This is a genomic window from Pseudomonas sp. HD6422, assembly GCF_025377065.1.
GTDB lineage: Bacteria > Pseudomonadota > Gammaproteobacteria > Pseudomonadales > Pseudomonadaceae > Aquipseudomonas > Aquipseudomonas putida_U.
Genome location: NZ_JAHWIW010000014.1, coordinates 20,215 through 44,025 on the forward strand (window position 1 = coordinate 20,215; position 23,811 = coordinate 44,025).

Sequence of the window (23,811 nt, forward strand, 5' to 3'; positions counted from 1 at the left end):
CCCAGCCCATCTCAGGAGGTCTGTGTTTGCATGTACTACGGTGAACGCTTCAATGCCTGGACCCACCTGGTCGGTGCCGTCCTGGCCTGTATCGGGGCAAGCTGGCTGATCGTCGTCGCGGGCTTGCAAGGCGATCCCTGGAAGATCGTCAGCTTCTCCATCTACGGCAGCACCTTGCTGCTGCTCTACAGCATCTCCACGCTCTACCACAGCACTCGCGGGCGGGCGAAGGTGATCATGCGCAAGCTCGATCACCTGTCGATCTACCTGCTCATCGCCGGCAGCTATACCCCTTTTTGCCTGGTCAGCCTGCGCGGCCCCTGGGGTTGGAGCCTGTTCGGCGTGGTCTGGGGATTGGCGGTGATCGGCATGTTGCAGGAGATCAAACCGCGTTCGGAAGCGCGGATCCTGTCGATCATCATCTACGCGGTGATGGGCTGGGTGGTGCTGGTGGCGGTCAAGCCGCTGTTGCACACCCTGGGTGCCGCCGGCTTCGCCTGGTTGGCAGCCGGCGGCTTGTTCTACACCATCGGCATCATCTTCTTCGCCCTCGACAGCCGCCTGCGCCACGCCCATGGCATCTGGCACCTGTTCGTGATCACCGGCAGCCTGCTGCACTTCGTCGCTGTTTCGGTCTACGTGCGCTAGTGCTGGAGGGCTAGAAATCGCCCCACAGTTGCTGCGCCACCGAAAGGGCCACCACCGGCGCGGTTTCGGTGCGCAGCACGCGCGGGCCCAGGCGTGCGGCATGGAAACCCGCAGCCTTGGCCTGATCGACTTCCGCTTCGCTCAGACCACCTTCCGGGCCGATCAAGAACGCCAGCTTGGCCGGCTTGGCATGGCTGGTCAGCGGTTCTGCCACCGGGTGCAGCACCAGTTTGAGCTCGGCCTCGCTGCCCTTGAGCCATTCGGCCAGGGTCAGCGGTGGGTGGATCACTGGCAAGGTCGAGCGTCCGCACTGCTCGCAGGCGCTGATCGCCACTTGGCGCCAATGGGCCAGACGCTTGTCGGCGCGCTCGTCCTTCAGACGCACTTCGCAGCGTTCGCTGACGATCGGGGTGATTTCGTTGGCGCCCAGTTCGGTGGCCTTCTGGATCGCCCAGTCCATGCGTTCGCCGCGGGACAGGCCCTGGCCGAGATGAATCTGCAAGGGCGAGTCGGGCTGGCCGGCAAGCGCCTGGTCAAGGCTGACCCGGACGTTTTTCTTGCCCACCTCGAGCAACTGGCCAAGGTACTCCTGGCCGCTGCCGTCGAACAGTTGCACGGCATCGCCGGGGCCCATGCGCAACACGCGGCCGATGTAATGGGCCTGGGCTTCGGGCAGGTCGTGCTGGCCAAGGCTCAGGGGGGCGTCGATGAAGAAGCGGGACAGTCTCATGGTTCAGCTCGAAATATGGAAGGACGCATGCCCCCTGTGGGAGCGGGTGGGACCGTGGGGAAGCGGGTTCAACCCGGATCGCGAAAGTCGGGATGGAAGTCTGCTGGCACTGCCACGCTCACGCTGCTGCGGGTGGCGATGTCGATGCCTTCGCTGGCCACCTCGGCCAGGAAGTCGATCTGCTCGGGGGTGATCACATAGGGCGGCAGGAAGTACACCACGCTGCCCAGCGGTCGCAGCAGAGCGCCTCGGGTCAGGGCATGCTCGAAGACCTTCAGGCCGCGCCGCTCCTGCCACGGATAGGCGGTCTTGCTGGCTTTGTCCTGGACCATTTCGATGGCCAGGGCCATGCCGGTCTGGCGGATCTCGGCGACATGGGCATGTTCGGCCAGGTGCGCGGTGGCGCTGGCCATGCGCGTGGCGAGTGCTTTGTTGGCCTCGATCACGTTGTCCTGCTCGAAAATGTCCAGAGTCGCCAGGGCGGCCGCGCAGGCCAGCGGGTTGCCGGTGTAACTGTGCGAGTGGAGGAAGGCCCGCAGGGTCGGGTAGTCGTCGTAGAACGCCTGGTACACGGTGTCGGTGGTCAGGCAGGCGGCCAGGGGCAGGTAGCCGCCGGTGAGCGCCTTGGACAGGCACAGGAAGTCCGGGCGGATGCCGGCCTGTTCGCAGGCGAACATCGTGCCGGTGCGGCCGAAGCCCACGGCGATCTCGTCATGGATCAGGTGCACGCCGTAACGGTCACAGGCTTCGCGCAGCAGCTTGAGGTAGACCGGGTGGTACATGCGCATGCCGCCGGCACCCTGGATCAGCGGTTCGATGATCACGGCGGCGATGGTTTGGTGATGCTCCGCCAGGGTCTGCTCCATGGCCGCGAACATGTTGCGCGAATGCTCTTCCCAGCCCATGCCTTCAGGGCGCTGGTAGCAGTCGGGGCTCGGTACCTTGAGGGTGTCGAGCAGCAATGCCTTGTAGGTTTCGGTGAACAGCGGCACATCGCCCACCGACATGGCCGCGATGGTTTCGCCGTGATAGCTGTTGGTGAGGGTGACGAAGCGTTTCTTCGCCGGCTGGCCGATGTTCTGCCAGTAGTGGAAGCTCATCTTCAGGGCGACTTCGATGCATGATGAGCCATTGTCGGCATAGAACACCCGGTCGAGCCCGGCCGGCGTCATGGCGACCAGGCGCTCGGACAGCTCGATCACCGGTTGGTGGCTGAAACCGGCCAGGATCACGTGTTCCAGCTGGTCGACCTGATCCTTGATGCGCTGGTTGATGCGCGGGTTGGCGTGGCCGAAGACGTTGACCCACCAGCTGCTCACGGCATCCAGGTAGCGCTTGCCCTCGAAATCCTCGAGCCATACGCCTTCGCCGCGCTTGATCGGGATCAGCGGCAGTTGCTCGTGGTCTTTCATCTGGGTGCAGGGGTGCCACAGGACCTTGAGGTCACGTTGCATCCACTGATCGTTGAGGCCCATGGGCACTTCTCCTGGCGACGCGGCTTGATTGACCGCGTAAGCCTAAGCAATGCCGGGAGGCAGGACAACCGCCATGGTTCGCTGGGCGTGTTCAGTGGCGGCAGGTAGGCGTCCACCGCAGTCTGCGGATGTGCACGGTGCCGGCCTGAGAGGTGGAGATGGTCAGGCGACGAAACGGCCCCAGGAGCAGATGGCTGGAAGGGCGGCTGAACACGGGGCCGGGGAGGAATTCGGTGTAGCCACTGCCGGTGAGCGTGATCCAGTAGAAGTAGCTCAGCGGTGCCAGTTGCGGATCGCCCTCCAGGCCCTGCGCGTCGGCCAGGTCCCTTAGCTCGCCCTCCCGGTCGCTGACCACGTACAACTCCAGGTGCAGTTGTTCGACCTCCTGATTGAAAGCGATTTCCACGTCGCAGTTCTCGCCAATCACCAGTTCGGTGCCATCCTCGCCGCGGAAGGCCTCGTGCAGGCCGGCGCCGGCGGTGCTGTTGGCGCGGATGCTCAGGCCCGAGTCGGTATGCAACGCCTGACACGGCACGAGACTCTGCTGGCCGACGTGGTCGAAGTCTTCGAACTGCTCCTTGTAGCGCATGCTCCACCCCCCTTTGTTCGGTTGGCAGCCTGTGGGCCAGCATCGCCCGCATGGTCTGTCTGCGCTACTGACAAAAATGCCAGTTGCCAAAGGCACTTGTTGCCGCTGCGCTGGCGAGGTGCCGGTACCTGACGTATTCTTAACGCATCGTCTTTCGAGACCCAGATCTCCCTTTTTTCGCTATTTCAACTCGGAGTTCGCCGACATGGCTGCTGCTTGGGTGCGCCTGTGCGCGTTGGTATTGATCGGTGTGTCCAGCGGCGCCGCGCTGGCGAAGGACAAGACACCCTCGGCAATCGTCGTCGGCGGCGGCCTGGCGGGCTTGACCGCTGCCTATGAGCTGCAGAGCAAAGGCTGGCAGGTGACCTTGCTGGAGGCCAAGTCGGGCATGGGCGGGCGATCGGGCCTGGCCACCAGCGAGTGGATCGGCAACAGCAAGGCGCAGCCGGTGCTCAACCAGTACCTGGACCGTTTCAAGCTTGAAACACTGCCGGCACCTGAGTTCGTTCGGACCCCGGGTTATCTGATCGATGGCGAATACTTCAGCGCCACCGACCTTGCCACCAAACAACCGGCTACCGCCGAAGCGCTCAAGCGCTACGAGAAGACCCTCGATGACCTGGCGCGCTCCATCGACGACCCGCTCAAGCCCCAGGCCAACAGCACGCTGTTCGCCCTTGATCAGATCAACGTTTCCACCTGGCTCGACAAGTTGCAGCTGCCCGCCACCGCCCGCCAGTTGATCAATCAGCAGATCCGTACCCGCTACGACGAGCCTTCACGTCTGTCCCTGCTTTACTTCGCTCAGCAGAACCGTGTCTATCGCGGCGTCAGCGATCGCGACTTGCGCGCCGCGCGCTTGCCGGGCGGCAGTCCGGTGCTGGCCCAGGCCTTCGTCAAGCAGCTCAAGACCATCAAGACCAACTCGCCGGTCACCTCCGTCGTTCAGGACAAGGACGGCGTGACGGTCAAGGTCGGCAGTGTCGGTTACCAGGCCGATTACCTGGTCATGGCCGTGCCACTGCGCGCCCTGGCCAAGATCCAGATGATCCCTGGGCTGGACAGCCAGCATCTGGCGGCACTCAAAGGGACCAACTACGGGTGGCGCGACCAGTTGATGCTCAAGTTCAAGAAGCCAGTCTGGGAAAGCCGTGCGCGCATGTCCGGCGAAATCTTCAGCAACGCAGGCTTGGGCATGTTGTGGATCGAACCGGCGCTCAAAGGCGGCGCCAATGTGGTGATCAACCTGTCCGGCGATAACGCTCGCCTGTTGCAGGCATTTGGTGACAAGCAGATGGTCGACCAGGTGCTCATCCGCCTGCATGCCTTCTATCCACAGGCCCGCGGCTCGTTCACCGGCTACGAGGTCAAGCGCTACAGCACCGATGCGGGTACCGGGGGTGCCTACCTGGCCTATGGGCCGGGGCAGATCAGCAAGTATTGGCGGCTGTGGGAGCGACCGGTGCAACGCGTGGCGTTCGCCGGTGAGCACACCGACGCCATGTACCCGGGAACCCTGGAGGGCGCCCTGCGCAGTGGCCAGCGCGCAGCCGGCCAGGTCCAGGACTTGCTTGCCGGCAAGTCGTTCGAGCCGGAGAAAGCCGCTCCGGTGGCCGCCACGCCAGCCGCCAACGCAGCCAAGGGCAAGGGTGGTTTCTTCTCCAACTTGTTCGGGAGTGATTCAGAGCCGGAAGGCAAGGCCGACAAGGCTGACAAGGCGCCTGCCAAGGCCGAGCCTGCCAAGCGCGAAGAAGCCCAGCGCGAGGAGTCCCGGCAGGAGAAGCCAGGGTTCTTCTCGCGGCTGTTCGGCACAGCCGACAAACCTGAGGCCAAGCCTGCGCCGGTCACCCCGGCCAAAGCCAGCTGATCGCTCCTCGCCCCGGCGCCTGCAAGCCTTGTCAGGTGCCGGTTCGGTGGGGATGAGGCGGTACTGGCAACCTCATTTCCCAGCGCTATCGTTAATGTTTCCTTAACGGGACACCTGCAGACTTGCTATCGGATTTCTTGATGATCCGAAGCAGTTTTTTCCGCTTTTATTCGATACGTTTCGCGTTAGTCTGTGCACAGCTTTCACGGGGAAACAGGTCAACATGCAACTGCGCAATTCACCCTCTCGCTACGGCGTGGTCAGTATCGTCCTGCACTGGGGCGTGGCTCTGGCGGTCTTCGGCCTGTTCGGCCTGGGCCTGTGGATGGTCGGGCTCGACTACTACAGCCCCTGGCGCAAGGCCGGCCCGGATCTGCACAAGAGCATCGGCCTGGTGTTGTTGGCGGTAATGACGCTGCGTGTGGTCTGGCGCTTCATCACCCCGCCGCCGCCGGCACCGGCCAACCATGGGGCATTCACCCGTGTGGCGGCCAAGCTGGGGCACCTGGCGCTGTACCTGGGGCTGTTCGCGGTGATGATCGCCGGTTATCTGATCTCAACCGCCGATGGCGTTGGCATCCCGGTATTCGGATTGTTCGAGGTCCCTGCGCTGATCAGTGATCTGCCTGACCAGGCCGACCTGGCCGGTGAGATCCACTTGTACCTGGCCTGGGCGTTGGTGATCTTCGCCGTGCTCCACGCCCTGGCTGCCCTAAAGCACCACTTCATCGACCGTGACGCGACCCTGACCCGCATGCTGGGCCGCAAAGCTTGATTCTCAACTCAATTGCATAGGAAGGAAGTAAGGATGTTGAAAAAGACTTTTGCCGCTCTGGCGCTCGGTACCGCACTGCTCTCGGCTGGCCAGGCCATGGCTGCCGAGTACAAGATCGACAAGGAAGGCCAGCACGCTTTCGTCGACTGGAAGATCAGCCACCTGGGCTACAGCTTCATCCATGGCACCTTCAAGGACTTCGACGGCACCTTCAGCTGGGACAGCGCCAAGCCAGAAGCCAGCAAGATCAGCGTCGATCTGAAAACCGCCAGCCTGTGGTCGAACCATGCCGAGCGTGACAAGCACATCGCCAGCGCCGACTTCCTCGACGTGAAGAAGTATCCTGAGGCCAAGTTCGTCTCCACCGCTGTCAAATCGACCGGCGACAAGACCGCTGACGTGACTGGCGACCTGACCTTGCATGGCGTGACCAAGCCGGTCACCTTCAAGGCCACCTTCAACGGCGAAGGCAAGGATCCATGGGGCGGCGAGCGTGCAGGCTTCAACGCCACCACCACGCTGAACCTGAACGACTTCGGCATCAAGGGCCCAGGCCCGACCTCGCAGACCCTGGACCTGGATATCAGCCTCGAAGGCGTGAAGCAGAAGTGACATTGCCTCGGCAATGAAAAACGCCGCCCATTGGGCGGCGTTTTCGTTGGTCCTGGAACCGTTGGCATCGTTATCCGGCCTTTCGCGGGCAAACCACACAAGTACAGTGCCGACCTCAAGGCGTGCACGCACCTGCGGGAGCGGCCTTGCCCGCGAAGGGCTGCGAAGCAGCCCCGGTTACCTGTCAGCCCTTGCGGGTAAGCAGCGCAGGACGCTCGCCGCGTGGGCGGCTCGGCAGGTCGTCCAGTTGCTCAGGCGTCGGATAACGATCGAGCTTGGATTCCTTGCGGATAATCACGGGTTGATGCTGCTCGCGACCACTGCGTACCGCTGGCTCCTGGCGCGAGGCCTCGTCGCGACCCGCCGGACGGTTGCGACCGCCGCCACCATCGCGACGGGCACCGCCGCCGGTGTTGTTGCGAGGACGTTTGTCACCGCCGCCGCTGCGTGCCTGACCACCGCCGTTGCGGCCCTGGCCACCGCCGTTCTTGGCGCGTTGACCGCCGCCCTGCGATTGACCCTGGCCTTGACCTTGACCGCCTGGACGACGGTTGCGGCCTTGGTTCTTGGCATTCTGGTAGGGGCTGACGTAATCGGCGCGGTTACCGAAGTTATCGATCTCGTCATCCAGGAACTCCTCCGGATCTCGATCGGCTGGCACCTTGGGCAGCCCGGCCTGGGCGCTCTGCTGCTGCTGGCGGGGCTTCTTGTCACGCGGTTTGCGTTGTTGCGCTGGTTTGTCGCCAGACTTTTCCTTCTCGGCGGGCTTGTCGGCAGCCTGCTGCTTGGCTTTGCCTTTGTCCTTGCCCTTGTCCTTGCGGCCACCGTTGGCTTCTTTACCGCCGTCACCGCGTGCCTGCTGGTTGCGACCGCGGCCGTTGTTCTGCGGACGCTCACGGACTTCAGGCTTCTCGGCTTCGACCTGGCTGGCATCGAAGCCCATCAGGTCGCCGTCGGCGATTTTCTGCTTGGTGACGCGCTCGATGCTCTTGAGCAGCTTTTCTTCATCCGGCGCCACCAGCGAAATCGCCTCGCCCGAACGACCGGCACGGCCGGTGCGGCCGATACGGTGAACGTAATCCTCCTCGACGTTGGGCAGCTCGAAGTTGACCACATGGGGCAACTGGTCGATGTCCAGGCCGCGGGCGGCGATGTCGGTCGCCACCAGTACACGCACGCTGTTGGCCTTGAAGTCGGCCAGTGCCTTGGTGCGGGCGTTCTGGCTCTTGTTACCGTGAATCGCGGCGGCGGTCAGGCCGTGCTTTTCCAGGTACTCGGCCAGGCGATTGGCGCCGTGCTTGGTTCGGGTGAACACCAGCACCTGTTCCCAGGCACCAAGGGTGATCAGGTGCGCCAGCAGTGCACGTTTGTGACTGGCTGGCAGACGGTAGACACGCTGTTCGATGCGCTCGACGGTGGTGTTCGGCGGCGTGACCTCGATGCGCTCCGGGTTGTGCAGGAGCTTGTCGGCCAGGTCGGTGATGTCCTTGGAGAAGGTCGCCGAGAACAGCAGGTTCTGGCGTTTGGCCGGCAGGCGGGCAAGGACCTTCTTGACGTCGTGGATGAAGCCCATGTCGAGCATGCGGTCGGCTTCGTCGAGTACCAGGATTTCCACATGGGCCAGGTCGACCTTGCCTTGACCGGCCAGGTCGAGCAGACGGCCCGGGCAGGCGACCAACACGTCGACACCCTTGGCGATGGCCTGGATCTGCGGGTTCATGCCGACGCCGCCGAAGATGCAGGCGCTGACCAATGGCAGGTCACGGGCATAGACCTTGAAACTGTCGTGGACCTGGGCGGCCAGTTCGCGGGTCGGGGTCAGGACCAGTACGCGCGGTTGGCGCGGGCCGTGACGCTGGGATTTGTCAGGGTGGCCGTCCGGGAACAGGCGCTCGAGGATCGGCAGGGCGAAGCCGCCGGTTTTACCAGTACCTGTCTGTGCGGCAACCATCAGGTCGCGGCCTTGCAACACGGCGGGAATCGCCCGCTGTTGCACCGGAGTCGGCTGGGTGTAGCCCGCAGCCTCGATAGCGCGGACAAGAGCCTCGGAGAGACCGAGGGAAGCAAAGGACATGGGCAATCCTGTTCTCGTGTGGGCTGGGCCCGTAGGGATGTTCTGCCTGGCGCGACGGGCATCGGTGGGATGCGATCGCGTCCGGTCCAGCTGGGCTTTCACTGCGCATCCGGGAAGCGGAGGGCGGACGCAGGCTGCGTCGCTGCTGATCGGGATGCCTGTTGCTAGGCCGAGCGTCCGGGCGTGAGCCGGGCGGGAAGGCCCGAGTATAACAGAGCTATCGGGCTGTGCTGCGTTCCTGCTGCTCAACGGCGACAGGAAGTTCGCCAACAGCGTCACTGGCCGCGGCAGTATGGGCGACAATGGCCCTGGCGCGGGGCCAGGACCCTTGCCGGGGTCGCTTAGCGCGGCAGCTTCAGGTTGTTCCAGATTGCCAGGCTCGGCTCGGCCTGGTTCAGGGTGTAGAAGTGCAGTCCTGGAGCTCCGCCCTGCAGCAACTGTTCGCACATGCGGGTGATGACTTCCTCGCCGAAGGCCTGGATGCTGGCGGTGTCGTCGCCGTAGGCTTCCAGTTGCTTGCGGATCCAGCGTGGGATCTCGGCGCCGCAGGCGTCGGAGAAGCGTGCCAGCTTGCTGTAGTTGGTGATCGGCATGATGCCGGGCACCACCGGAATGTCCACGCCCAGCTTCTGTGCCCGCTCGACGAAATAGAAGTAGCTGTCGGCGTTGAAGAAATACTGGGTGATGGCGCTATCGGCACCGGCCTTGACCTTGTGCGCGAAGTTGGCGAGGTCGCTTTCGAAATTGCGCGCCTGTGGGTGCATCTCGGGGTAGGCGGCGACTTCCAGGTGGAAGTGATCGGCCGTTTCCTGGCGGATGAATTCGACCAGGTCGCTGGCATAACGCAGTTCGCCGCTGGCCATGCCCATGCCCGAAGGCAGGTCGCCACGCAGGGCGACGATGCGCTTGATGCCAGCGGCCTTGTACTCGGCCAGCAGCGCGCGCAGATCGTCCTTGCTGTCGCCGACGCACGACAGGTGCGGGGCGGCAGGGACTTTCACCTCATTTTCCAGCTGCAGCACGGTGTTCAGCGTGCGGTCGCGGGTAGAGCCCCCGGCACCGTAGGTGCAGGAGAAGAAGTCGGGGTTGTAGGTGGCCAGTTGGCGGGCGACACCCATCAGTTTTTCGTGACCGGCATCGGTCTTGGTCGGGAAAAACTCGAAACTGTAGCGGCGTTCCTGGGACATCAGGTGTTCCTCTAGCAGCAAGCTTGAAGCGGCAAGCTGCAAGTAAAAGCCAGGTCGGTGAAGGCCGACCTGGCTTGGCATGATTCAAGATTTCGGAGTTCGGGCATCAAGTGGCAATGGCATGAGCTGCCTTGGCTTGCCGCTTGAAGCTTCGAGCTTGCCGCTTAGTAGCGGTAAGCGTCCGGCTTGAACGGGCCTTCGACGGTGACGCCGATGTACTCGGCCTGCTGCGGGGTCAGCTGGGTGACCACGCCGCCGAAGCCGCGGACCATTTCCAGGGCCACTTCCTCGTCGAGTTTCTTCGGCAGCACTTCCACGGTCAGGCGCTCGGCTTTCTTGGCGGCTGGCAGTTCGGCGAACTTCTGCTCGAACAGGAAGATCTGGGCCAGTACCTGGTTGGCGAACGAGCCGTCCATGATGCGGCTTGGGTGACCGGTGGCGTTGCCCAGGTTCACCAGGCGGCCTTCGGCCAGCAGGATCAGGTAGTCGTCGTTCTGCGGATCGAAGGTGCCAGCACCGGTACGGTGGATCTTGTGCACCTGCGGCTTGACCTCTTCCCAGGCCCAGTTCTTGCGCATGAAGGCGGTGTCGATCTCGTTGTCGAAGTGGCCGATGTTGCAGACCACGGCACGCTTTTTCAGGGCCTTGAGCATGTTGGCATCGCAGACGTTGACGTTACCGGTGGTGGTGACGATCAGGTCGATGCGGCCCAGCAGGTCGGCGTTGATGCCGGCTTCGGTACCGGTGTTGATGCCGTCCTTGAACGGCGAGACGACTTCGAAGCCGTCCATGCAGGCCTGCATGGCGCAGATCGGGTCGACTTCGGTGACCTTGACGATCATGCCTTCCTGACGCAGCGACTGGGCCGAGCCCTTGCCCACGTCACCGTAGCCGATCACCAGGGCCTGCTTGCCGGACAGCAGGTGGTCGGTGCCACGCTTGATGGCGTCGTTGAGGCTGTGACGGCAACCGTACTTGTTGTCGTTCTTGCTCTTGGTGACCGAATCGTTGACGTTGATCGCCGGGACTTTCAGCTCGCCTTTGGCCAGCATGTCCAGCAGACGGTGCACGCCGGTGGTGGTTTCTTCGGTCACGCCGTGGATCTTTTCCAGCATGGCCGGGTATTTCTTGTGCAGGATCTCGGTCAGGTCACCGCCGTCGTCCAGTACCATGTTGGCATCCCATGGCTGGCCATCCTTGAGGATGGTCTGCTCGATGCACCACTCGTATTCCTGCTCGGTTTCACCTTTCCAGGCGAACACCGGGATGCCTGCGGCGGCGATGGCGGCAGCGGCCTGGTCCTGGGTCGAGAAGATGTTGCAGGACGACCAGCGGACCTCGGCACCCAGGGCGACCAGGGTTTCGATCAGTACGGCGGTCTGGATGGTCATGTGGATGCAGCCCAGGATCTTTGCGCCCTTGAGCGGTTGCTCGGCTTGATACTTGCGGCGCAGGCCCATCAGCGCGGGCATTTCCGATTCGGCGATGATGACTTCCTTGCGGCCCCAGTCGGCCAGGGAAATGTCGGCGACCTTGAAGTCGGAAAAACCTGCAGGCGTGTTTACAGCGCTCATGAGAGCCTCCATTCGTAGTGTGCGAATGGGCGCCGTTGTGCGTTAAGCGTCCGCGTGAGCGGACAACGCCCCATCCGAGCCTGACAGGCCGAGCCTGCTGCAGCGCCCCTCGGGTGGGTGGCGGGCATGGCCGCGCCCAGCCGAGGGGCGTCGCCATGTGAAACGGCAGGGATTATAGCCGCGCCGTCGGCCAAGCCCAAGGTTTTCCGTCGATTAATCGAGACGATAGTCGATCTTCAATGGAGTGCTGGCGACGGCTCTGCCATCATGGTTGCATGTCAGGCAAGCAGGTCAGGAGAACAGATGAACTTTCATACCCGCAAATGGGTTAAACCCGAAGACCTCAACCCCAACGGCACCCTGTTCGGCGGCAGCCTGTTGCGTTGGATCGACGAGGAAGCGGCGATCTACGCCATCGTCCAGCTAGGCAATCAGCGCGTGGTCACCAAGTACATCTCGGAGATCAACTTCGTCAGCGCCTCGCGCCAGGGCGACATCATCGAGTTGGGCATCACCGCCACCGAGTTCGGTCGCACCTCCATCAGCCTCAAGTGCGAAGTGCGCAACAAGATCACTCGCAGGCCCATTCTCACGGTCGACAAGATGGTCTTCGTCAATCTCGGCGAGGACGGCCTGCCGGCGCCACACGGGCGCACCGAGATCAAGTACATCCAGGACCAGTTCCCGGACTCCGCCGTGGAGTGACGTCCGCCCATGGCGCTTCGCGGGCAAGCCCGCGAAGAGACCAGAACCTATCTCAGGGCTGGGCGCTGACGTTGCGTACCACGCGGCCGATGCTCAGGCCCTGCACCAGGATCGACGACAGCACCACGATGTAGGTGATCGACAACAGCAGGTCGCGTTCCTCGCCCTGGGGTAGCGACAGCGCCAGGGCCACCGACACTCCGCCGCGCAGGCCTCCCCAGGTCAGCACCCGGATCGTGCCCTTGGGCACCGAACGCCAGCGGCGCAGCAGAACGATCGCCGGTGCCACGGTGAGCAGGCGCGACAGCAGCACCGCCACCGCCAGCACACCGCCTGCCGCCAGGTGCAACCAGTTGAACGGCAGCAGCAACAGTTCCAGGCCGATCAAGGCGAACAGCAAGGCGTTGAGCATGTCGTCGATCAATTCCCAGAAGCCATCCATGTAGCGCCGGGTCATGTCGTTCATCGCCAGGTTGCGCCCCAGGTTGCCGATGATGAGGCCGGCCACCACCATGGCGATCGGTGCCGATACGTGCAGCTCATAGCACATCGCCGAGCCGCCGATGACCAGGGCCAGGGTCAGCATGACTTCGACCTGGTATTGCTCGACACTCTTGATCATGCGGTAGGTGGCATAGCCGATCAGGCCACCGAACGCGACGCCGCCGATGGCTTCGTGGGCGAACAGCAGTGCCGTTTCGCCGATAGTGGGGGTTTCGCCGAGTTGGACGATGCCCAGCAGTACGGTGAACACCACCACCGCTGTGCCATCGTTGAACAGCGACTCGCCGACGATCGTGGTCTTCAGCGGTTTCGACGCGTTCGCCGTGCGCAACGCGCCCAGTACGGCGATCGGGTCGGTTGGCGAGATCAGGGCGCCGAACAGCAAGCAGTAGATGAGCGGTACCTGCCAGCCGAACAGGGCGAACACCCAGTGCGCGAGAAAACCGATCACCACGGTGGCGATCAGCACCCCGAGCGTCGCCAGCAAGCCAATCGGCCAACGGTAGCTGCGCAGGTCGGAGAGGTTGACGTGCAGGGCGCCGGCGAACAGCAGGAAGGCCAGCATCCAGTGCATCAGCAGGTCATTGAAGTCGATCTGGTTCATCAACCCTTCGACCCGCGCCTCCAGACCTGGGAAACCGACCAGGCTCAAGCCCTGGAGAATCAGAGAGAACAGCAGCGCCGTGACCATCACGCCGATGGCAGGCGGTAGGCCGATGAAGCGGTAGTTGACGTAGGTGAGAAGGGTGGTGAGGCAGATAAACGCAGCAACGAGTTCGAGCATCCCAAGTCCTGTAACAGTGGCTTCCAAGTCATAGCCCGAATCGCTCGGGCAGTTCTTTGATGATCTGGCGAAGGGACCGGGACACACGATTTGACCGGATTTGTTGGAAACGTTCTGTTTGGCGCTCGATCTCAAACGCGGCGAGGGCCTCTCGCCGTGCTCGCGGAAGCACCACCCACCCGAACGCTATATATTCACCTCTCCAAACGTCACAAGGACCCGCAGACGTGCTGGCAACTTCCCTGGTCTTGGTCGCCGCCCTGTTGCACGCGACCTGGAATACCTTGATCAAATTCAGCGGCGAGCGTTTGCTGGTGATTGCCAGCATGGATTCGGTGGCGCTGGTCTTCGCCGTCATCGCCGTGGCCTTCGTCGATCTGCCGCCGGCGGAGATCTGGCCGTGGCTCCTGGCCTCGGCGTTTGCCGAACAGCTCTACCGTTTTCTGCTGATCCAGGCGTATCGGGTGGGGGACCTTGGTCTGGTCTATCCTCTGATGCGCGGGCTGTCGCCGCTGGTGGTGCTGGGCTTGACCCTGACCTTTGCCGGCGAATCACTCAGCGGTCAGCAGATCATTGGCATCCTGCTCATCCCGTGTGGCATGGCTTGCCTGTTGTGGCAGGGCGGGGGTGGAGATCGGTTGCCGTGGTCGATGCTGCCGGTGGTGGCCCTGATTGGCCTGTGCATCGGTTGCTATACCTGGTTCGACGGCCAGGCCGTTCGTTTGTGGGGCAAGCCTTGGGATTACCTGGTGTGGCTAACCCTGCTCAGTGCCTGGCCGTTTCCAGTGTTGGCCTGCGTCGCACGGCGCGCGCCGTTCGTGCTGTTCTGGCGTACCCAATGGCGCCTGGGCGTGGCGGTCGGTGTATGCGTATTGTTCAGCTATGCCCTGGTCCTTTGGGCCATGCACCTTGGCTCGGTGGCGGAAGCTGCGGCGCTGCGCGAGCTGAGTGTGATCCTGGTGGTACTGCTGGGCATGCGTTATCTCAAAGAACCTTTCGGCGGCCCCAGACTCCTAGCTTGCGGGCTGGTCCTGGCAGGCATGCTGGTGATGAAGCTCTAACCCATTATCCAACAAGGAGTCCTGAGCATGACCGTCGCCCTGTGGTGCATTCTGATCGCGCTGCTGTTGAACCCCCTGTGTGCCTTGATCGCCAAGGTGAGCAGCGGCCGCTTCGGCCTCAAGGACAACCACGACCCGCGAGCCTTCCTCGACACCTTGTCAGGGCTGCCTCGGCGTGCCCATGCCGCCCAGCAGAACGGTTACGAGGCGTTTCCGGCGTTTGCCGCTGCGGTGCTGGTCGCCGATATCGTCGGCAATGCCGAGCAGGTGACCCAGGATGTGCTCGGCGTGCTGTATATCACCAGCCGCTTGCTGTACATCATCTGTTACCTGGCGGACTGGGCGGCGTTGCGCTCGCTGACCTGGTTTGCCGGGTTGGCGTTGATCGTATCGTTCTTCGTGGTTTCCATCTGAATCGCGGCGCTCTGTTCGCGGGCTTGTCGGAGCGCCGAACCGCCGCGAACAGAGCGACACGACTCAAAGTACTTTAGGTACTTCCGGCAGCGGCTTGCCTTTTGGCCACAGCATCCAGATCTGGCCTTGCTGCTTCATGTTACCGGCCAGTTCACCGGCCTCTGGTCCGGTTCCCCAGAACAGGTCCGCACGCACCTCGCCGCTGATCGCGCCGCCGGTGTCCTGGGCGCCTACCGGGCGAACCACGGGCGAGCCGTCGGGGCGTGTCGTCGATAGCCACAGCAGGCTGCCCAATGGGATCACCTTGCGGTCGATGGCCACGCTGTAGCCAGCGGTCAGTGGCACGTTGAGCGAGCCACGAGGCCCTTCGTTGCTGTCCGGGCGAGTGCTGAAGAACACGTAGCTGGGGTTGCTGGCCAGCAGCTCGGGGACGCGCTGCGGGTTGGCCTCGGCCCAGGCATGGATGCTGCCCATGCTGACGTCTTCTTTTTTCAGCAGACCTTGTTCCACCAGCCAGCGCCCGATGGGCCGATAGGGGTGTCCGTTCTGGTCGGCATAGCCCACGCGCAGTTGCCGGCCATCTTCCAGTTGGATCCGCCCCGATCCCTGGATCTGCAGAAACTGCAGGTCCATCGGGTCGGTCAGCCAGGCCAGCACCGGGGCCTTGGCACCTTCGCGGTTGATCACCTCGGCGGTGTCGTATGGCTTGAGTACGCGGCCTTCCAGTCGCCCACGCAGGCGTTTGCCCTTGAGCTCCGGATAGACGCTGGCCAGGTCCACCACGATCATGTCGTCCGGCACGCCATAGACCGCCACATGCGCGGTTTCGCTGCGGGTCAGGCTGCCCGGGTAGACTGGCTCGTAGTAACCGGTGATCAGACCGTTGGCATCGTTCTGTGCCGAACGCAGGCCGTACACTTCCAGGCGCTCCTGCAGGAAGCTGCGCACCTGCTGGGCGTCCACTGGCAGGTCGGCAGCGGCGGTGCAGGTCTCGGCCCACACTGCGTCGCGTTTGAGTTTCTCGCAGCCATTGCGCCAGGCTTGGAAACCGGCGACCAGGTCGCTGTCGCTGACGCTCGGTAAGTCTTGCCAGGTGGCGTGGCTATAGGTGGCGACGGCGTGAGGCTCGGGTTTGGCTTTGTCGCTGCCATTGCAGCCCGCCAGCAGGGCCAGGGCCGGGAGTGTCCAGGCAAGGTGACGCAAGGCTGATTTCATGTCGGTGTTCCTGTGCGTGGCGAAGATGAAGATTCGCCCCTGTTATTCATATGGCTATTGGCCTTTGGCTGCTTGCCAGCGATACTGGCCGCCCTTTGCCCAGGCCTGGATGACCGTGATGTTCAAGCGATTGACCGTGATACTGCTCGCCGCGCTGAGCCTGGCTGCCTGTGGCGGTGTCGACCCGAACTCGCCCCTGGGCAAGCGCAAGGCGATCTTCAAGGCCATGCTCCATACCAGCGAGGACATGGGCGGCATGTTACGCGGTCGCCTGCCATTCGATGGGGTGAAGTTCGCCGAAGGCGCGCTGAAGCTCGATGGTCTGGCCCATGAGCCCTGGCAGCATTTTCCGCAGGTGAAGGATACCGGTGAAAGCAGTGCTCGTGCCGAGGTGTGGGAAAAGCAGGCACGGTTTCAGGAACTCGCCCGGCAACTGGAAAGCGTAACCGGTGAGTTGGTCGAGGTGACGCGTGAGCAGCCGCTGCTGGCGTCCGAGATGAAAGCGCCGATGGACAAGGTCGAGGCGGCTTGCAAGGCCTGTCATCGTGAGTTTCGTAATCATTGAGCAGTTGCACGATCGCCGGCAGCCTGCCCCCAGAACTGCGTAGGCTTCGAGCGCGCCGCAGTCGTTGGGGGCCAGCTTGCCGGCGATGAGAGCCTGATGGCTGGAGCCTGCTTCAGCGGTCCAGATCGTCGACCGCTTCCTGCAGCTCTTTACGGGCCTCGGCAAGCTTGTCCTTGCGCTTGTTGATCTTCTCGGCGTCGCCTTTCTTTTCAGCCTTCTTCAGATCGTATTCACGCTCGGCCACCTCGTGGCGCGCTTCTAGAACCTTCTGCTCGCGTTCTTTGCGCAGGCTGCTGTCGGTGCAGTGCTTGACGCCGTCCAGAGCCTTTTCGAGGCCGTCGACCTGGGCGTCGTTGTCAGCGGCGCGGGCCTCTTTCAGCTGGTTCTCGATAGCGCTGCGCTTGGCGGCGCAACCGGTCAGGCCGGGGTCGGGCTGGGCGGCTTGAGCCAGGCCAGCGGCGAGCCCGAGGGCAGTCAGCAGGACGAAAGTGGAAATACGTTTCATAGGGCCTCCTTGACGGGGCGGTGCAAAAAAGTGGGGAAATCCTGCCTGGGTTTTGCTGATTTAGGAACCCTTGGTGGGCATTTGGAGTGAAGATTCAGAATTTTCCTAGCTCTCTTGTAGGAACTGATGGCTTGGTCCTGAGCTGCTTCTGTTGGAATCCGTCGACACCCTGTTCACCTAGCGCAAGCGCGATGGCTTGCACCGACGGTTCGGCGAAAAATGCCGCCAGCCGGGCCGCACGGGACTGACCGATACCTGGCAAGGTTTGCCAGTCCTGTACGCTGCGTTGGGCGAGCTGCTGCCAATCGCCCTGCAGCACACTGTTTCGCGGCAGGGGGACACCGAGGCCGCGCAGCCACTGCTCGAATGGACGCGCGCGGGCGAGCTCGGCCAGTGCCTGCAGCTTGGCTGCGCGGGCGCTGTCGAAACCCGCCAGCGTTGCCAGGTGCTGGCTGTCGAGCGTCAGCCAGTCGGTCATGTCCGTCACTTGCCCGGCTTGTACCAGGTGCCGCCAGGTGCCCTGGCCCAAGCCGGGCAATGCCAGCCCCTGCTTACCACTGAGCCAGGTCAAACGGGCTATGAACTGGGCTTCGCAGCGCTCGCTGGTTTGCCAGCAGGTAAGAGCGCCATGCTGCGTGGGGTCGGGCGATGCGACTGGCTGGCGCTCGCTGGCGCGGTGCACCACCTGCTCGAAACGGGGGATGGTCAATCCGGCCAAGCTGACGGCGACCTGATCGCCGGGGCGGATGTCGAGCGCCTGCCAGCGGGCCAGCGAACCCAAGCTGACCTGGCTGATGCGGCGGTCATCCAGCATCACGGGCTTGAGCTTCAAAACCGGGGTGATCTGCCCGGTGCGACCGATGCGAAAGTCGACGTCACCGACTTCGGCCAGGGCCTGGGCGAAGGGGTACTTCCAGGCTGCGATCCAGTATGGGGCGCGGGCCTGCCAGCGCTGTGCGGGAGGCCGGCTGTCCTGGCGCAGAATCACCCCGTCGGTGGCGAAAGGCAGCGCTGACCGGTACCAGTGCTGGCGCCACTCAGCGGCCTCTTGTGGGGTGCTGATGGCCCTGCTGTAACGCAGGCTGTCGGCAAACCCCAGGGTGGCCAGTTGTGTCAGGCGCTCGGCCTGGTTGTCCGGCCCGTGTGGCCAATCCCAGACGAACAGGCCGATGCGCGTACCTTGCTCGTGCCCCAAGCGCTTGCGGGCCAGTAACCCTGCCACGCTGCCGCGGGCGTTGGCACTGCCGGCCTGGGCCTGGACATGCGCCTGCAGGCGCAGATAGAGCTCGCCTTGCAGCACGAGGTCCAACGCCTGCGGCAATTGCCGGGGCAGGGTGCCGAGGTCGCCGATATGGCGGCTCCAGTCATGGCCGTGAACTCCATCGCCGCGGCTGAGCAGGCTTTCCAGCCTACCCTTGCGATAGATCAGGGTGACAGCGACGCCATCGACCTTGGGCTGAATCCAGACGCCTTTCTTGCCGGCCATCCAGCGCTCCACGGCCTGGCTGTCGGGCAGCTTGTCGACCCCGGTGTGTACGACCGGATGGCTGATCGGGCCGCCGGCGCTGGCCAGAGGTGGCCGTGCGCCAGCGAGGCTGAAGCAGCGTTGTAGTTGCCGCAGGCGGCTCTGGCTCTGGTCGTAGATGTCGTCGGGCACCTTGGATAGCCCCAGGCGATGGTATTGGTCGTCCCAGTAGCCCAGGGTTTCGCGCAGCCGTCCGGCCTCGGCTTCGGCCTGTTCGGGGGTGTGCTCGGGGCATTGTGTGGCATGGGCGCTGAGCAGCGGCAGCATCAGCAGAAGGCACAACAGAAGTGACAGTGGCATTGCCTGCGTCCTTGCATGGCGGGTGGAACCGTCAGACTAGGCGGTCGCCCGGGGACAAGGTCGGCAGCTTTGTCAGCCGATATGTCATGAAAAAAGCCCCTGCCAATTGCTTGGCAGGGGCTTTCTCAGGCGGCTGTAGGAAACTTACAGGCCGGCTGCATCACGCAGCGCCTGGGCACGGTCGGTGCGCTCCCAGGTGAAGGTGGTGAAGGTGTCGTCGCCCACGGTCTTCTGCTGTGGGGTACGGCCGAAGTGGCCGTAGGCGGCCGTCTCCTGGTACATCGGGTGGAGCAGGTCGAGCATGTTGGTGATGGCGTATGGGCGCAGGTCGAAGCACTCGCGGACCAGTTGCACGATCTTGTCGTCGGAGACCTTGCCGGTGCCGAAGGTGTTGATCGAAATGGAGGTCGGCTGGGCCACGCCGATGGCGTAGGACACTTGGATCTCGCAACGCTCGGCCAGTCCGGCGGCGACGATGTTCTTGGCGACATAGCGGCCAGCATAGGCAGCGGAGCGATCGACCTTGGACGGGTCCTTGCCGGAGAACGCGCCACCGCCGTGGCGGGCCATGCCGCCGTAGGAGTCGACGATGATCTTGCGACCGGTCAGGCCACAGTCGCCCACCGGGCCGCCGATGATGAAGTTACCGGTCGGGTTGATGTGGTACTGGGTGTCCTTGTGCAGCAGTTCGGCTGGCAGGGTGTGCTTGACGATCAGTTCCATGACCGCTTCCTGCAGGTCTTTCTGCGAGACCTCGGGGTTGTGCTGGGTCGACAGGACCACCGCGTCGATGCCGACCACCTTGCCGTTCTCGTAGCGGCAGGTGACCTGCGACTTGGCATCCGGGCGCAGCCAGGGCAGCAGCTTGGATTTGCGGGCTTCGGCCTGGCGCTCGACCAGACGGTGCGAGAAGCAGATGGGCGCGGGCATCAGCACGTCGGTTTCGTTGCTGGCGTAGCCGAACATCAGGCCCTGGTCGCCTGCACCCTGGTCTTCCGGCTTGGAGCGGTCGACGCCCTGGGCGATGTCCACCGACTGCTTGCCGATGATGTTCATCACGGCGCAGGTGGCACCGTCGAAGCCGACGTCGGAGCTGTTGTAGCCGATGTCGATGATCACCTTGCGGACCAGCTCTTCCAGGTCGACCCAGGCCGAAGTGGTGACTTCGCCGGCGATGATGGCGACACCGGTCTTGACCAGGGTTTCACAGGCAACGCGGGCATATTTGTCCTGGGTGATGATAGCGTCCAGGACCGCGTCGGAAATCTGGTCGGCGATCTTGTCCGGATGCCCTTCGGACACGGACTCGGAGGTGAAAAGGGAGTATTCGCTCATCTCGACGGGTTCCTAAAATTTACCGGTGGTGAGTGTCGCCAGCCGTCCGCTGAAAATGGCGGACCTGGATCTGGAAACCGTTACGCAAGCCCACATAGAGGCTGTCCCCGGGGGCTAGCCCCGCTGCGTTGGCCCAGCGGGCCAGTTCGTCCTGCTCGAAGCCCAGCCAGAGATCGCCGCAGGCATCCCGCGCCCAGCTCTGGTCATGGCTGCACAGCTCGGTGATCAGCAGGCTGCCGCCCGCCGCCACCCGTTTGGCCAGCAGGCGCAGGGCCAGGGCCGGGTCGCTGAAATGGTGCAGCACCATGTTCAGCACAACGCAGTCGGCTTGCACATCCGTTGCACCCAGTGCATCGGCCAACTGCAGGTTTACGTTTGCCAGGTTCTCGCGTTCGCACACCTGGCGTGCCAGCTCGAGCATGGTCGGACTGTTGTCCAGCGCGGTCACCTGGGCGAAGCGGCGGGCCAGGTCCGGCAGGAAACCGCCGTCACCCGGGCCGACCTCCAAGGCGCTGGCGGTCGGTGCGAAGCTCAGGTTGTCGAGCAGCGCCAAGAGGCTCTCGCGGTACTGCGGCAGCCCGGCGATCAGGTCCTGCTGGGCGCGGAATTTCTCCTCGACGCGCAGGAAGAAGTCCTGGCTGGTGGCCGCGCGGCGCTGCTGCACCTGGGCGATCCGGGCCTGGACGTCTTCGGGCAGGACCAGCTCGTCGACCTCTTCGAGCAGCGCCGCATGCAGGCGGCCGCCCAGGCGCAGGCTATCGGGCAGCGCACGGCGGTAGAAGATGGCATTGCCCTCGCGGCGGGTGGCCACCAACTCGGCCTGGGCCAGCACTTTCAGGTGGTGGCTCATGCCAGACTGGCCGACGCCGAAGATCTGCGCCAGCTCCAGCACGCCGAACGAATCGCTGGCCAGCGCGCGCAGGACGTTCAGGCGCAACTCGTCGCCACTGGCCTTGCACAGGGCGGCCAGTGCGTCGCTTTGCTGGGGGGCAGGGTGCGCACGAAGGTTCATGAGGCGGCAGTCTAGTCAGGCCGCGTGGGCGCTGCAAGGCCAATATCAAAAAGTTTTGATATTGCGCGATGGGTGGCATCGAAGAAGGCTTCATTGGCTGTCAATATGTATCGCCAGAGACTTTTCTTACAGATTCCGCTGAAATCACAGGAAAATCGCCCAACCGCGACCATCCGTCATTGCCCCCAGGCCCGCTGTGGGCGAAAATGGCGACCTTTTTTCGTTTCACTACCTCATTCAAGCCCCAGGAGATTAGCGATGCCCAGCCGTCGTGAGCGTGCCAACGCCATTCGTGCCCTCAGCATGGATGCCGTGCAAAAGGCCAACAGCGGCCATCCAGGTGCCCCCATGGGCATGGCGGATATCGCCGAAGTGCTTTGGCGCGACTATCTGAAGCACAACCCGAGCAACCCGGATTTCGCCGACCGTGACCGTTTCGTGCTGTCCAACGGCCACGGCTCGATGCTGATCTATTCGCTGCTGCACCTGACCGGCTACGACCTGTCGATCGACGATCTGAAGAGCTTCCGCCAGTTGCACAGCCGCACCCCGGGTCACCCGGAATACGGCTATACCCCAGGTGTCGAGACCACCACCGGCCCGCTTGGCCAGGGCATCGCCAACGCCGTGGGCTTCGCCCTGGCGGAAAAGGTCCTGGCGGCTCAGTTCAACCGTGAAGGCCACACCATCGTCGACCACCACACCTACGTGTTCCTTGGCGACGGCTGCATGATGGAAGGCATCTCCCACGAAGTCGCGTCGTTGGCTGGCACCCTGGGGCTGAACAAGCTGATCGCCTTCTACGACGACAACGGCATCTCCATCGACGGTGAAGTGCATGGCTGGTTCACCGACAACACGCCGGCGCGCTTCGAAGCGTACAACTGGCAGGTGATCCGCAACGTCAACGGTCACGATGCCGACGAGATCAAGATGGCCATCGAGACGGCGCGCAAGAGCGACCGTCCGACCCTGATCTGCTGCAAGACCATCATCGGTTTCGGCTCGCCGAACAAGCAGGGCAAGGAAGACTGCCACGGCGCGCCACTGGGCAACGACGAAATCGCTCTGGCCCGCAAGGAACTGAACTGGAACTACGGCCCGTTCGAAGTTCCGGCAGAAATCTACGCCGAGTGGGACGCCAAGGCCGCCGGTGCCAAGGCCGAAGCCGAGTGGAACCAGCGCTTCGAAGCCTATGCCAAGGCCTACCCGGAACTGGCGGCGGAGTTCAAGCGCCGTGACAGCGGCGAGCTGCCGGCCGACTTCAGCGAAAAGGCCCAGGCCTATATCAATGAAGTCGCTGCCAAGGGCGAGACCATCGCCAGCCGCAAGGCCAGCCAGAACACCCTGAATGCATTCGGCCCGCTGCTGCCCGAGTTCCTCGGCGGCTCCGCCGACCTGGCCGGCTCCAACCTGACCCTGTGGAAAGGTTGCAAGGGCGTCGAAGCCAATGACGCCAGCGGCAACTACGTGTTCTATGGCGTGCGTGAATTCGGCATGACCGCGATCATGAACGGCGTTGCCCTGCACGGCGGTCTGGTGCCTTACGGCGCGACCTTCCTGATGTTCATGGAATACGCCCGCAATGCCGTGCGTATGTCGGCACTGATGAAGCAGCGCGTCATCCACGTCTACACCCACGACTCCATCGGTCTGGGCGAAGATGGCCCGACCCACCAGCCGATCGAGCAGCTGACCAGCCTGCGCAGCACCCCGAATCTGGACACCTGGCGTCCAGCCGACGCGGTCGAGTCGGCCGTGTCCTGGAAACACGCCCTGGAGCGCAAGGACGGCCCATCGGCGCTGATCTTCTCGCGCCAGAACCTGCAACATCAACCACGCGATGCCCAGCAGATCGCCGATATCAGCCGCGGTGGATACGTGCTCAAGGATTGCGCGGGCGAGCCTGAGCTGATCCTGATCGCCACCGGTTCGGAAGTGGGGCTGGCCGTCCAGGCCCAGGCCAAGCTGACCGAGCAGGGTCGCAAGGTACGTGTGGTGTCGATGCCGTGCACCAGCGTATTCGACGCCCAGGATGCGGCCTACAAGCAGTCGGTACTGCCGGTGGAAGTCGGTGCGCGCATCGCCATCGAAGCAGCGCATGCCGACTTCTGGTACAAGTACGTCGGCCTCGAAGGTCGTATCATCGGTATGACCACTTATGGCGAGTCGGCCCCGGCTGCCGCGCTGTTCGAGGAATTCGGCTTCACCCTGGAGAACATCCTGGGCACCGCCGAAGAGCTGCTGGAAGACTGATGTAAAGATCTGCGAGCGGTGTCGCTCCTGTTCGCGGGCAAGCCCGCTCCCACAGGGTTTCTTGCAACCTCTGTGGGAGCGGGCTTGCCCGCGAATGCG

Annotated in this window: 20 protein-coding genes, 1 pseudogene and 1 riboswitch; of the genes and pseudogenes, 9 read left to right on the forward strand and 12 right to left on the reverse strand. The window is 63.5% G+C overall.

Annotated elements, in window-relative coordinates; genetic code table 11:
- The first annotated feature begins 30 nt into the window (after window positions 1-30).
- Window positions 31-648, forward strand: coding sequence for a PAQR family membrane homeostasis protein TrhA (trhA, locus tag KY379_RS12230; RefSeq protein ID WP_133324814.1), 618 nt, complete (start codon window positions 31-33; stop codon window positions 646-648).
- Between the two features lie 10 nt (window positions 649-658).
- Here trhA and KY379_RS12235 read toward each other — a convergent pair whose 3' ends face one another.
- From KY379_RS12235 to KY379_RS12245, 3 genes are all read right to left on the reverse strand, one after another.
- On the reverse strand, window positions 659-1,378 hold the full coding sequence (locus tag KY379_RS12235; protein ID WP_196171370.1) for a 16S rRNA (uracil(1498)-N(3))-methyltransferase: 720 nt from the start codon (window positions 1,376-1,378) through the stop codon (window positions 659-661).
- A 68-nt stretch (window positions 1,379-1,446) separates the two neighbouring features.
- Window positions 1,447-2,853 carry an adenosylmethionine--8-amino-7-oxononanoate transaminase gene (locus KY379_RS12240; RefSeq protein WP_133324810.1) on the reverse strand — a complete coding sequence of 469 codons (1,407 nt, stop codon included), beginning with the start codon at window positions 2,851-2,853 and terminating at the stop codon, window positions 1,447-1,449.
- A 91-nt stretch (window positions 2,854-2,944) separates the two neighbouring features.
- Window positions 2,945-3,442 (reverse strand): hypothetical protein, encoded by a 498-nt coding sequence (locus tag KY379_RS12245; protein ID WP_196171371.1) that lies wholly within the window; start codon window positions 3,440-3,442, stop codon window positions 2,945-2,947.
- Between the two features lie 205 nt (window positions 3,443-3,647).
- Between KY379_RS12245 and KY379_RS12250 the strand changes: the two are divergent.
- The 3 genes and pseudogenes from KY379_RS12250 to KY379_RS12260 form a co-directional block, all read left to right on the forward strand.
- A pseudogene (locus KY379_RS12250) lies at window positions 3,648-5,300 on the forward strand (FAD-dependent oxidoreductase); the annotation flags it as partial.
- A 232-nt stretch (window positions 5,301-5,532) separates the two neighbouring features.
- Complete coding sequence (locus KY379_RS12255; protein ID WP_196171372.1) at window positions 5,533-6,084, forward strand: cytochrome b; 552 nt, start codon at window positions 5,533-5,535, stop codon at window positions 6,082-6,084.
- A 33-nt stretch (window positions 6,085-6,117) separates the two neighbouring features.
- Complete coding sequence (locus KY379_RS12260) at window positions 6,118-6,696, forward strand: YceI family protein (RefSeq protein WP_133324804.1); 579 nt, start codon at window positions 6,118-6,120, stop codon at window positions 6,694-6,696.
- 184 nt (window positions 6,697-6,880) lie between these two features.
- On the opposite strand, the gene KY379_RS12265 is transcribed toward KY379_RS12260, so the two are convergent.
- From KY379_RS12265 to ahcY, 3 genes are all read right to left on the reverse strand, one after another.
- The gene (locus KY379_RS12265) at window positions 6,881-8,770 is read right to left on the reverse strand and encodes a DEAD/DEAH box helicase (RefSeq protein WP_196171373.1); all 1,890 of its coding nucleotides are present in this window, start codon (window positions 8,768-8,770) and stop codon (window positions 6,881-6,883) included.
- 341 nt (window positions 8,771-9,111) lie between these two features.
- Entirely contained in the window at window positions 9,112-10,038 is a 927-nt protein-coding gene (gene metF / locus KY379_RS12270) for a methylenetetrahydrofolate reductase [NAD(P)H] (protein WP_261238765.1), read from the reverse strand.
- Window positions 10,039-10,121: 83 nt separating this feature from the next.
- Window positions 10,122-11,531 (reverse strand): adenosylhomocysteinase, encoded by a 1,410-nt coding sequence (gene ahcY / locus KY379_RS12275; RefSeq protein ID WP_133324800.1) that lies wholly within the window; start codon window positions 11,529-11,531, stop codon window positions 10,122-10,124.
- Between the two features lie 20 nt (window positions 11,532-11,551).
- A riboswitch (S-adenosyl-L-homocysteine riboswitch) is annotated at window positions 11,552-11,648 on the reverse strand.
- 186 nt (window positions 11,649-11,834) lie between these two features.
- Between ahcY and KY379_RS12280 the strand changes: the two genes are divergently transcribed.
- Window positions 11,835-12,236 (forward strand): acyl-CoA thioesterase, encoded by a 402-nt coding sequence (locus KY379_RS12280; RefSeq protein WP_133324798.1) that lies wholly within the window; start codon window positions 11,835-11,837, stop codon window positions 12,234-12,236.
- Between the two features lie 52 nt (window positions 12,237-12,288).
- Here KY379_RS12280 and KY379_RS12285 read toward each other — a convergent pair whose 3' ends face one another.
- A complete protein-coding gene (locus tag KY379_RS12285; RefSeq protein ID WP_133324796.1) occupies window positions 12,289-13,524 on the reverse strand; it encodes a cation:proton antiporter in 1,236 nt (411 codons plus the stop codon).
- A 227-nt stretch (window positions 13,525-13,751) separates the two neighbouring features.
- Here KY379_RS12285 and KY379_RS12290 point away from each other — a divergent pair, with 227 nt between their 5' ends.
- Entirely contained in the window at window positions 13,752-14,585 is an 834-nt protein-coding gene (locus KY379_RS12290; RefSeq protein ID WP_133324794.1) for an EamA family transporter, read from the forward strand.
- A gap of 27 nt (window positions 14,586-14,612) precedes the next feature.
- Complete coding sequence (locus KY379_RS12295; RefSeq protein ID WP_133324792.1) at window positions 14,613-14,999, forward strand: MAPEG family protein; 387 nt, start codon at window positions 14,613-14,615, stop codon at window positions 14,997-14,999.
- A 63-nt stretch (window positions 15,000-15,062) separates the two neighbouring features.
- Here KY379_RS12295 and KY379_RS12300 read toward each other — a convergent pair whose 3' ends face one another.
- Complete coding sequence (locus KY379_RS12300) at window positions 15,063-16,214, reverse strand: murein transglycosylase A (protein ID WP_133324790.1); 1,152 nt, start codon at window positions 16,212-16,214, stop codon at window positions 15,063-15,065.
- Between the two features lie 118 nt (window positions 16,215-16,332).
- Here KY379_RS12300 and KY379_RS12305 point away from each other — a divergent pair, with 118 nt between their 5' ends.
- On the forward strand, window positions 16,333-16,779 hold the full coding sequence (locus KY379_RS12305; RefSeq protein WP_133324788.1) for a c-type cytochrome: 447 nt from the start codon (window positions 16,333-16,335) through the stop codon (window positions 16,777-16,779).
- A gap of 112 nt (window positions 16,780-16,891) precedes the next feature.
- On the opposite strand, the gene KY379_RS12310 is transcribed toward KY379_RS12305, so the two are convergent.
- The 4 genes from KY379_RS12310 to KY379_RS12325 all read right to left on the reverse strand — a co-directional run bounded on the left by KY379_RS12310 (window position 16,892) and on the right by KY379_RS12325 (window position 21,456).
- The gene (locus KY379_RS12310) at window positions 16,892-17,284 is read right to left on the reverse strand and encodes a DUF1090 domain-containing protein (RefSeq protein WP_133324786.1); all 393 of its coding nucleotides are present in this window, start codon (window positions 17,282-17,284) and stop codon (window positions 16,892-16,894) included.
- A gap of 94 nt (window positions 17,285-17,378) precedes the next feature.
- The gene (ligB, locus tag KY379_RS12315; protein WP_261238770.1) at window positions 17,379-19,109 is read right to left on the reverse strand and encodes an NAD-dependent DNA ligase LigB; all 1,731 of its coding nucleotides are present in this window, start codon (window positions 19,107-19,109) and stop codon (window positions 17,379-17,381) included.
- 144 nt (window positions 19,110-19,253) lie between these two features.
- Window positions 19,254-20,444, reverse strand: coding sequence for a methionine adenosyltransferase (gene metK / locus KY379_RS12320; protein WP_196171377.1), 1,191 nt, complete (start codon window positions 20,442-20,444; stop codon window positions 19,254-19,256).
- 19 nt (window positions 20,445-20,463) lie between these two features.
- The gene (locus tag KY379_RS12325) at window positions 20,464-21,456 is read right to left on the reverse strand and encodes an ArsR/SmtB family transcription factor (RefSeq protein WP_133324780.1); all 993 of its coding nucleotides are present in this window, start codon (window positions 21,454-21,456) and stop codon (window positions 20,464-20,466) included.
- Between the two features lie 258 nt (window positions 21,457-21,714).
- Here KY379_RS12325 and tkt point away from each other — a divergent pair, with 258 nt between their 5' ends.
- Window positions 21,715-23,712 carry a transketolase gene (gene tkt / locus KY379_RS12330; protein WP_133324778.1) on the forward strand — a complete coding sequence of 666 codons (1,998 nt, stop codon included), beginning with the start codon at window positions 21,715-21,717 and terminating at the stop codon, window positions 23,710-23,712.
- Window positions 23,713-23,811: the final 99 nt, after the last annotated feature.

Bases quoted from the DNA above. Each gene is read 5' to 3' on its own strand.
- metF (WP_261238765.1), bottom strand. From the start codon at position 10,038: ATGCCAAGCCAGGTCGGCCTTCACCGACCTGGCTTTTACTTGCAGCTT.
- KY379_RS12255 (WP_196171372.1), top strand. From the start codon at position 5,533: ATGCAACTGCGCAATTCACCCTCTCGCTACGGCGTGGTCAGTATCGTC.
- KY379_RS12260 (WP_133324804.1), top strand. From the start codon at position 6,118: ATGTTGAAAAAGACTTTTGCCGCTCTGGCGCTCGGTACCGCACTGCTC.
- ligB (WP_261238770.1), bottom strand. From the start codon at position 19,109: ATGCCACTGTCACTTCTGTTGTGCCTTCTGCTGATGCTGCCGCTGCTC.
- ahcY (WP_133324800.1), bottom strand. From the start codon at position 11,531: ATGAGCGCTGTAAACACGCCTGCAGGTTTTTCCGACTTCAAGGTCGCC.
- KY379_RS12235 (WP_196171370.1), bottom strand. From the start codon at position 1,378: ATGAGACTGTCCCGCTTCTTCATCGACGCCCCCCTGAGCCTTGGCCAG.
- KY379_RS12305 (WP_133324788.1), top strand. From the start codon at position 16,333: ATGTTCAAGCGATTGACCGTGATACTGCTCGCCGCGCTGAGCCTGGCT.
- KY379_RS12300 (WP_133324790.1), bottom strand. From the start codon at position 16,214: ATGAAATCAGCCTTGCGTCACCTTGCCTGGACACTCCCGGCCCTGGCC.
- KY379_RS12310 (WP_133324786.1), bottom strand. From the start codon at position 17,284: ATGAAACGTATTTCCACTTTCGTCCTGCTGACTGCCCTCGGGCTCGCC.
- tkt (WP_133324778.1), top strand. From the start codon at position 21,715: ATGCCCAGCCGTCGTGAGCGTGCCAACGCCATTCGTGCCCTCAGCATG.
- metK (WP_196171377.1), bottom strand. From the start codon at position 20,444: ATGAGCGAATACTCCCTTTTCACCTCCGAGTCCGTGTCCGAAGGGCAT.
- KY379_RS12285 (WP_133324796.1), bottom strand. From the start codon at position 13,524: ATGCTCGAACTCGTTGCTGCGTTTATCTGCCTCACCACCCTTCTCACC.
- KY379_RS12295 (WP_133324792.1), top strand. From the start codon at position 14,613: ATGACCGTCGCCCTGTGGTGCATTCTGATCGCGCTGCTGTTGAACCCC.
- KY379_RS12245 (WP_196171371.1), bottom strand. From the start codon at position 3,442: ATGCGCTACAAGGAGCAGTTCGAAGACTTCGACCACGTCGGCCAGCAG.
- KY379_RS12240 (WP_133324810.1), bottom strand. From the start codon at position 2,853: ATGGGCCTCAACGATCAGTGGATGCAACGTGACCTCAAGGTCCTGTGG.
- KY379_RS12265 (WP_196171373.1), bottom strand. From the start codon at position 8,770: ATGTCCTTTGCTTCCCTCGGTCTCTCCGAGGCTCTTGTCCGCGCTATC.
- KY379_RS12280 (WP_133324798.1), top strand. From the start codon at position 11,835: ATGAACTTTCATACCCGCAAATGGGTTAAACCCGAAGACCTCAACCCC.
- KY379_RS12325 (WP_133324780.1), bottom strand. From the start codon at position 21,456: ATGAACCTTCGTGCGCACCCTGCCCCCCAGCAAAGCGACGCACTGGCC.
- trhA (WP_133324814.1), top strand. From the start codon at position 31: ATGTACTACGGTGAACGCTTCAATGCCTGGACCCACCTGGTCGGTGCC.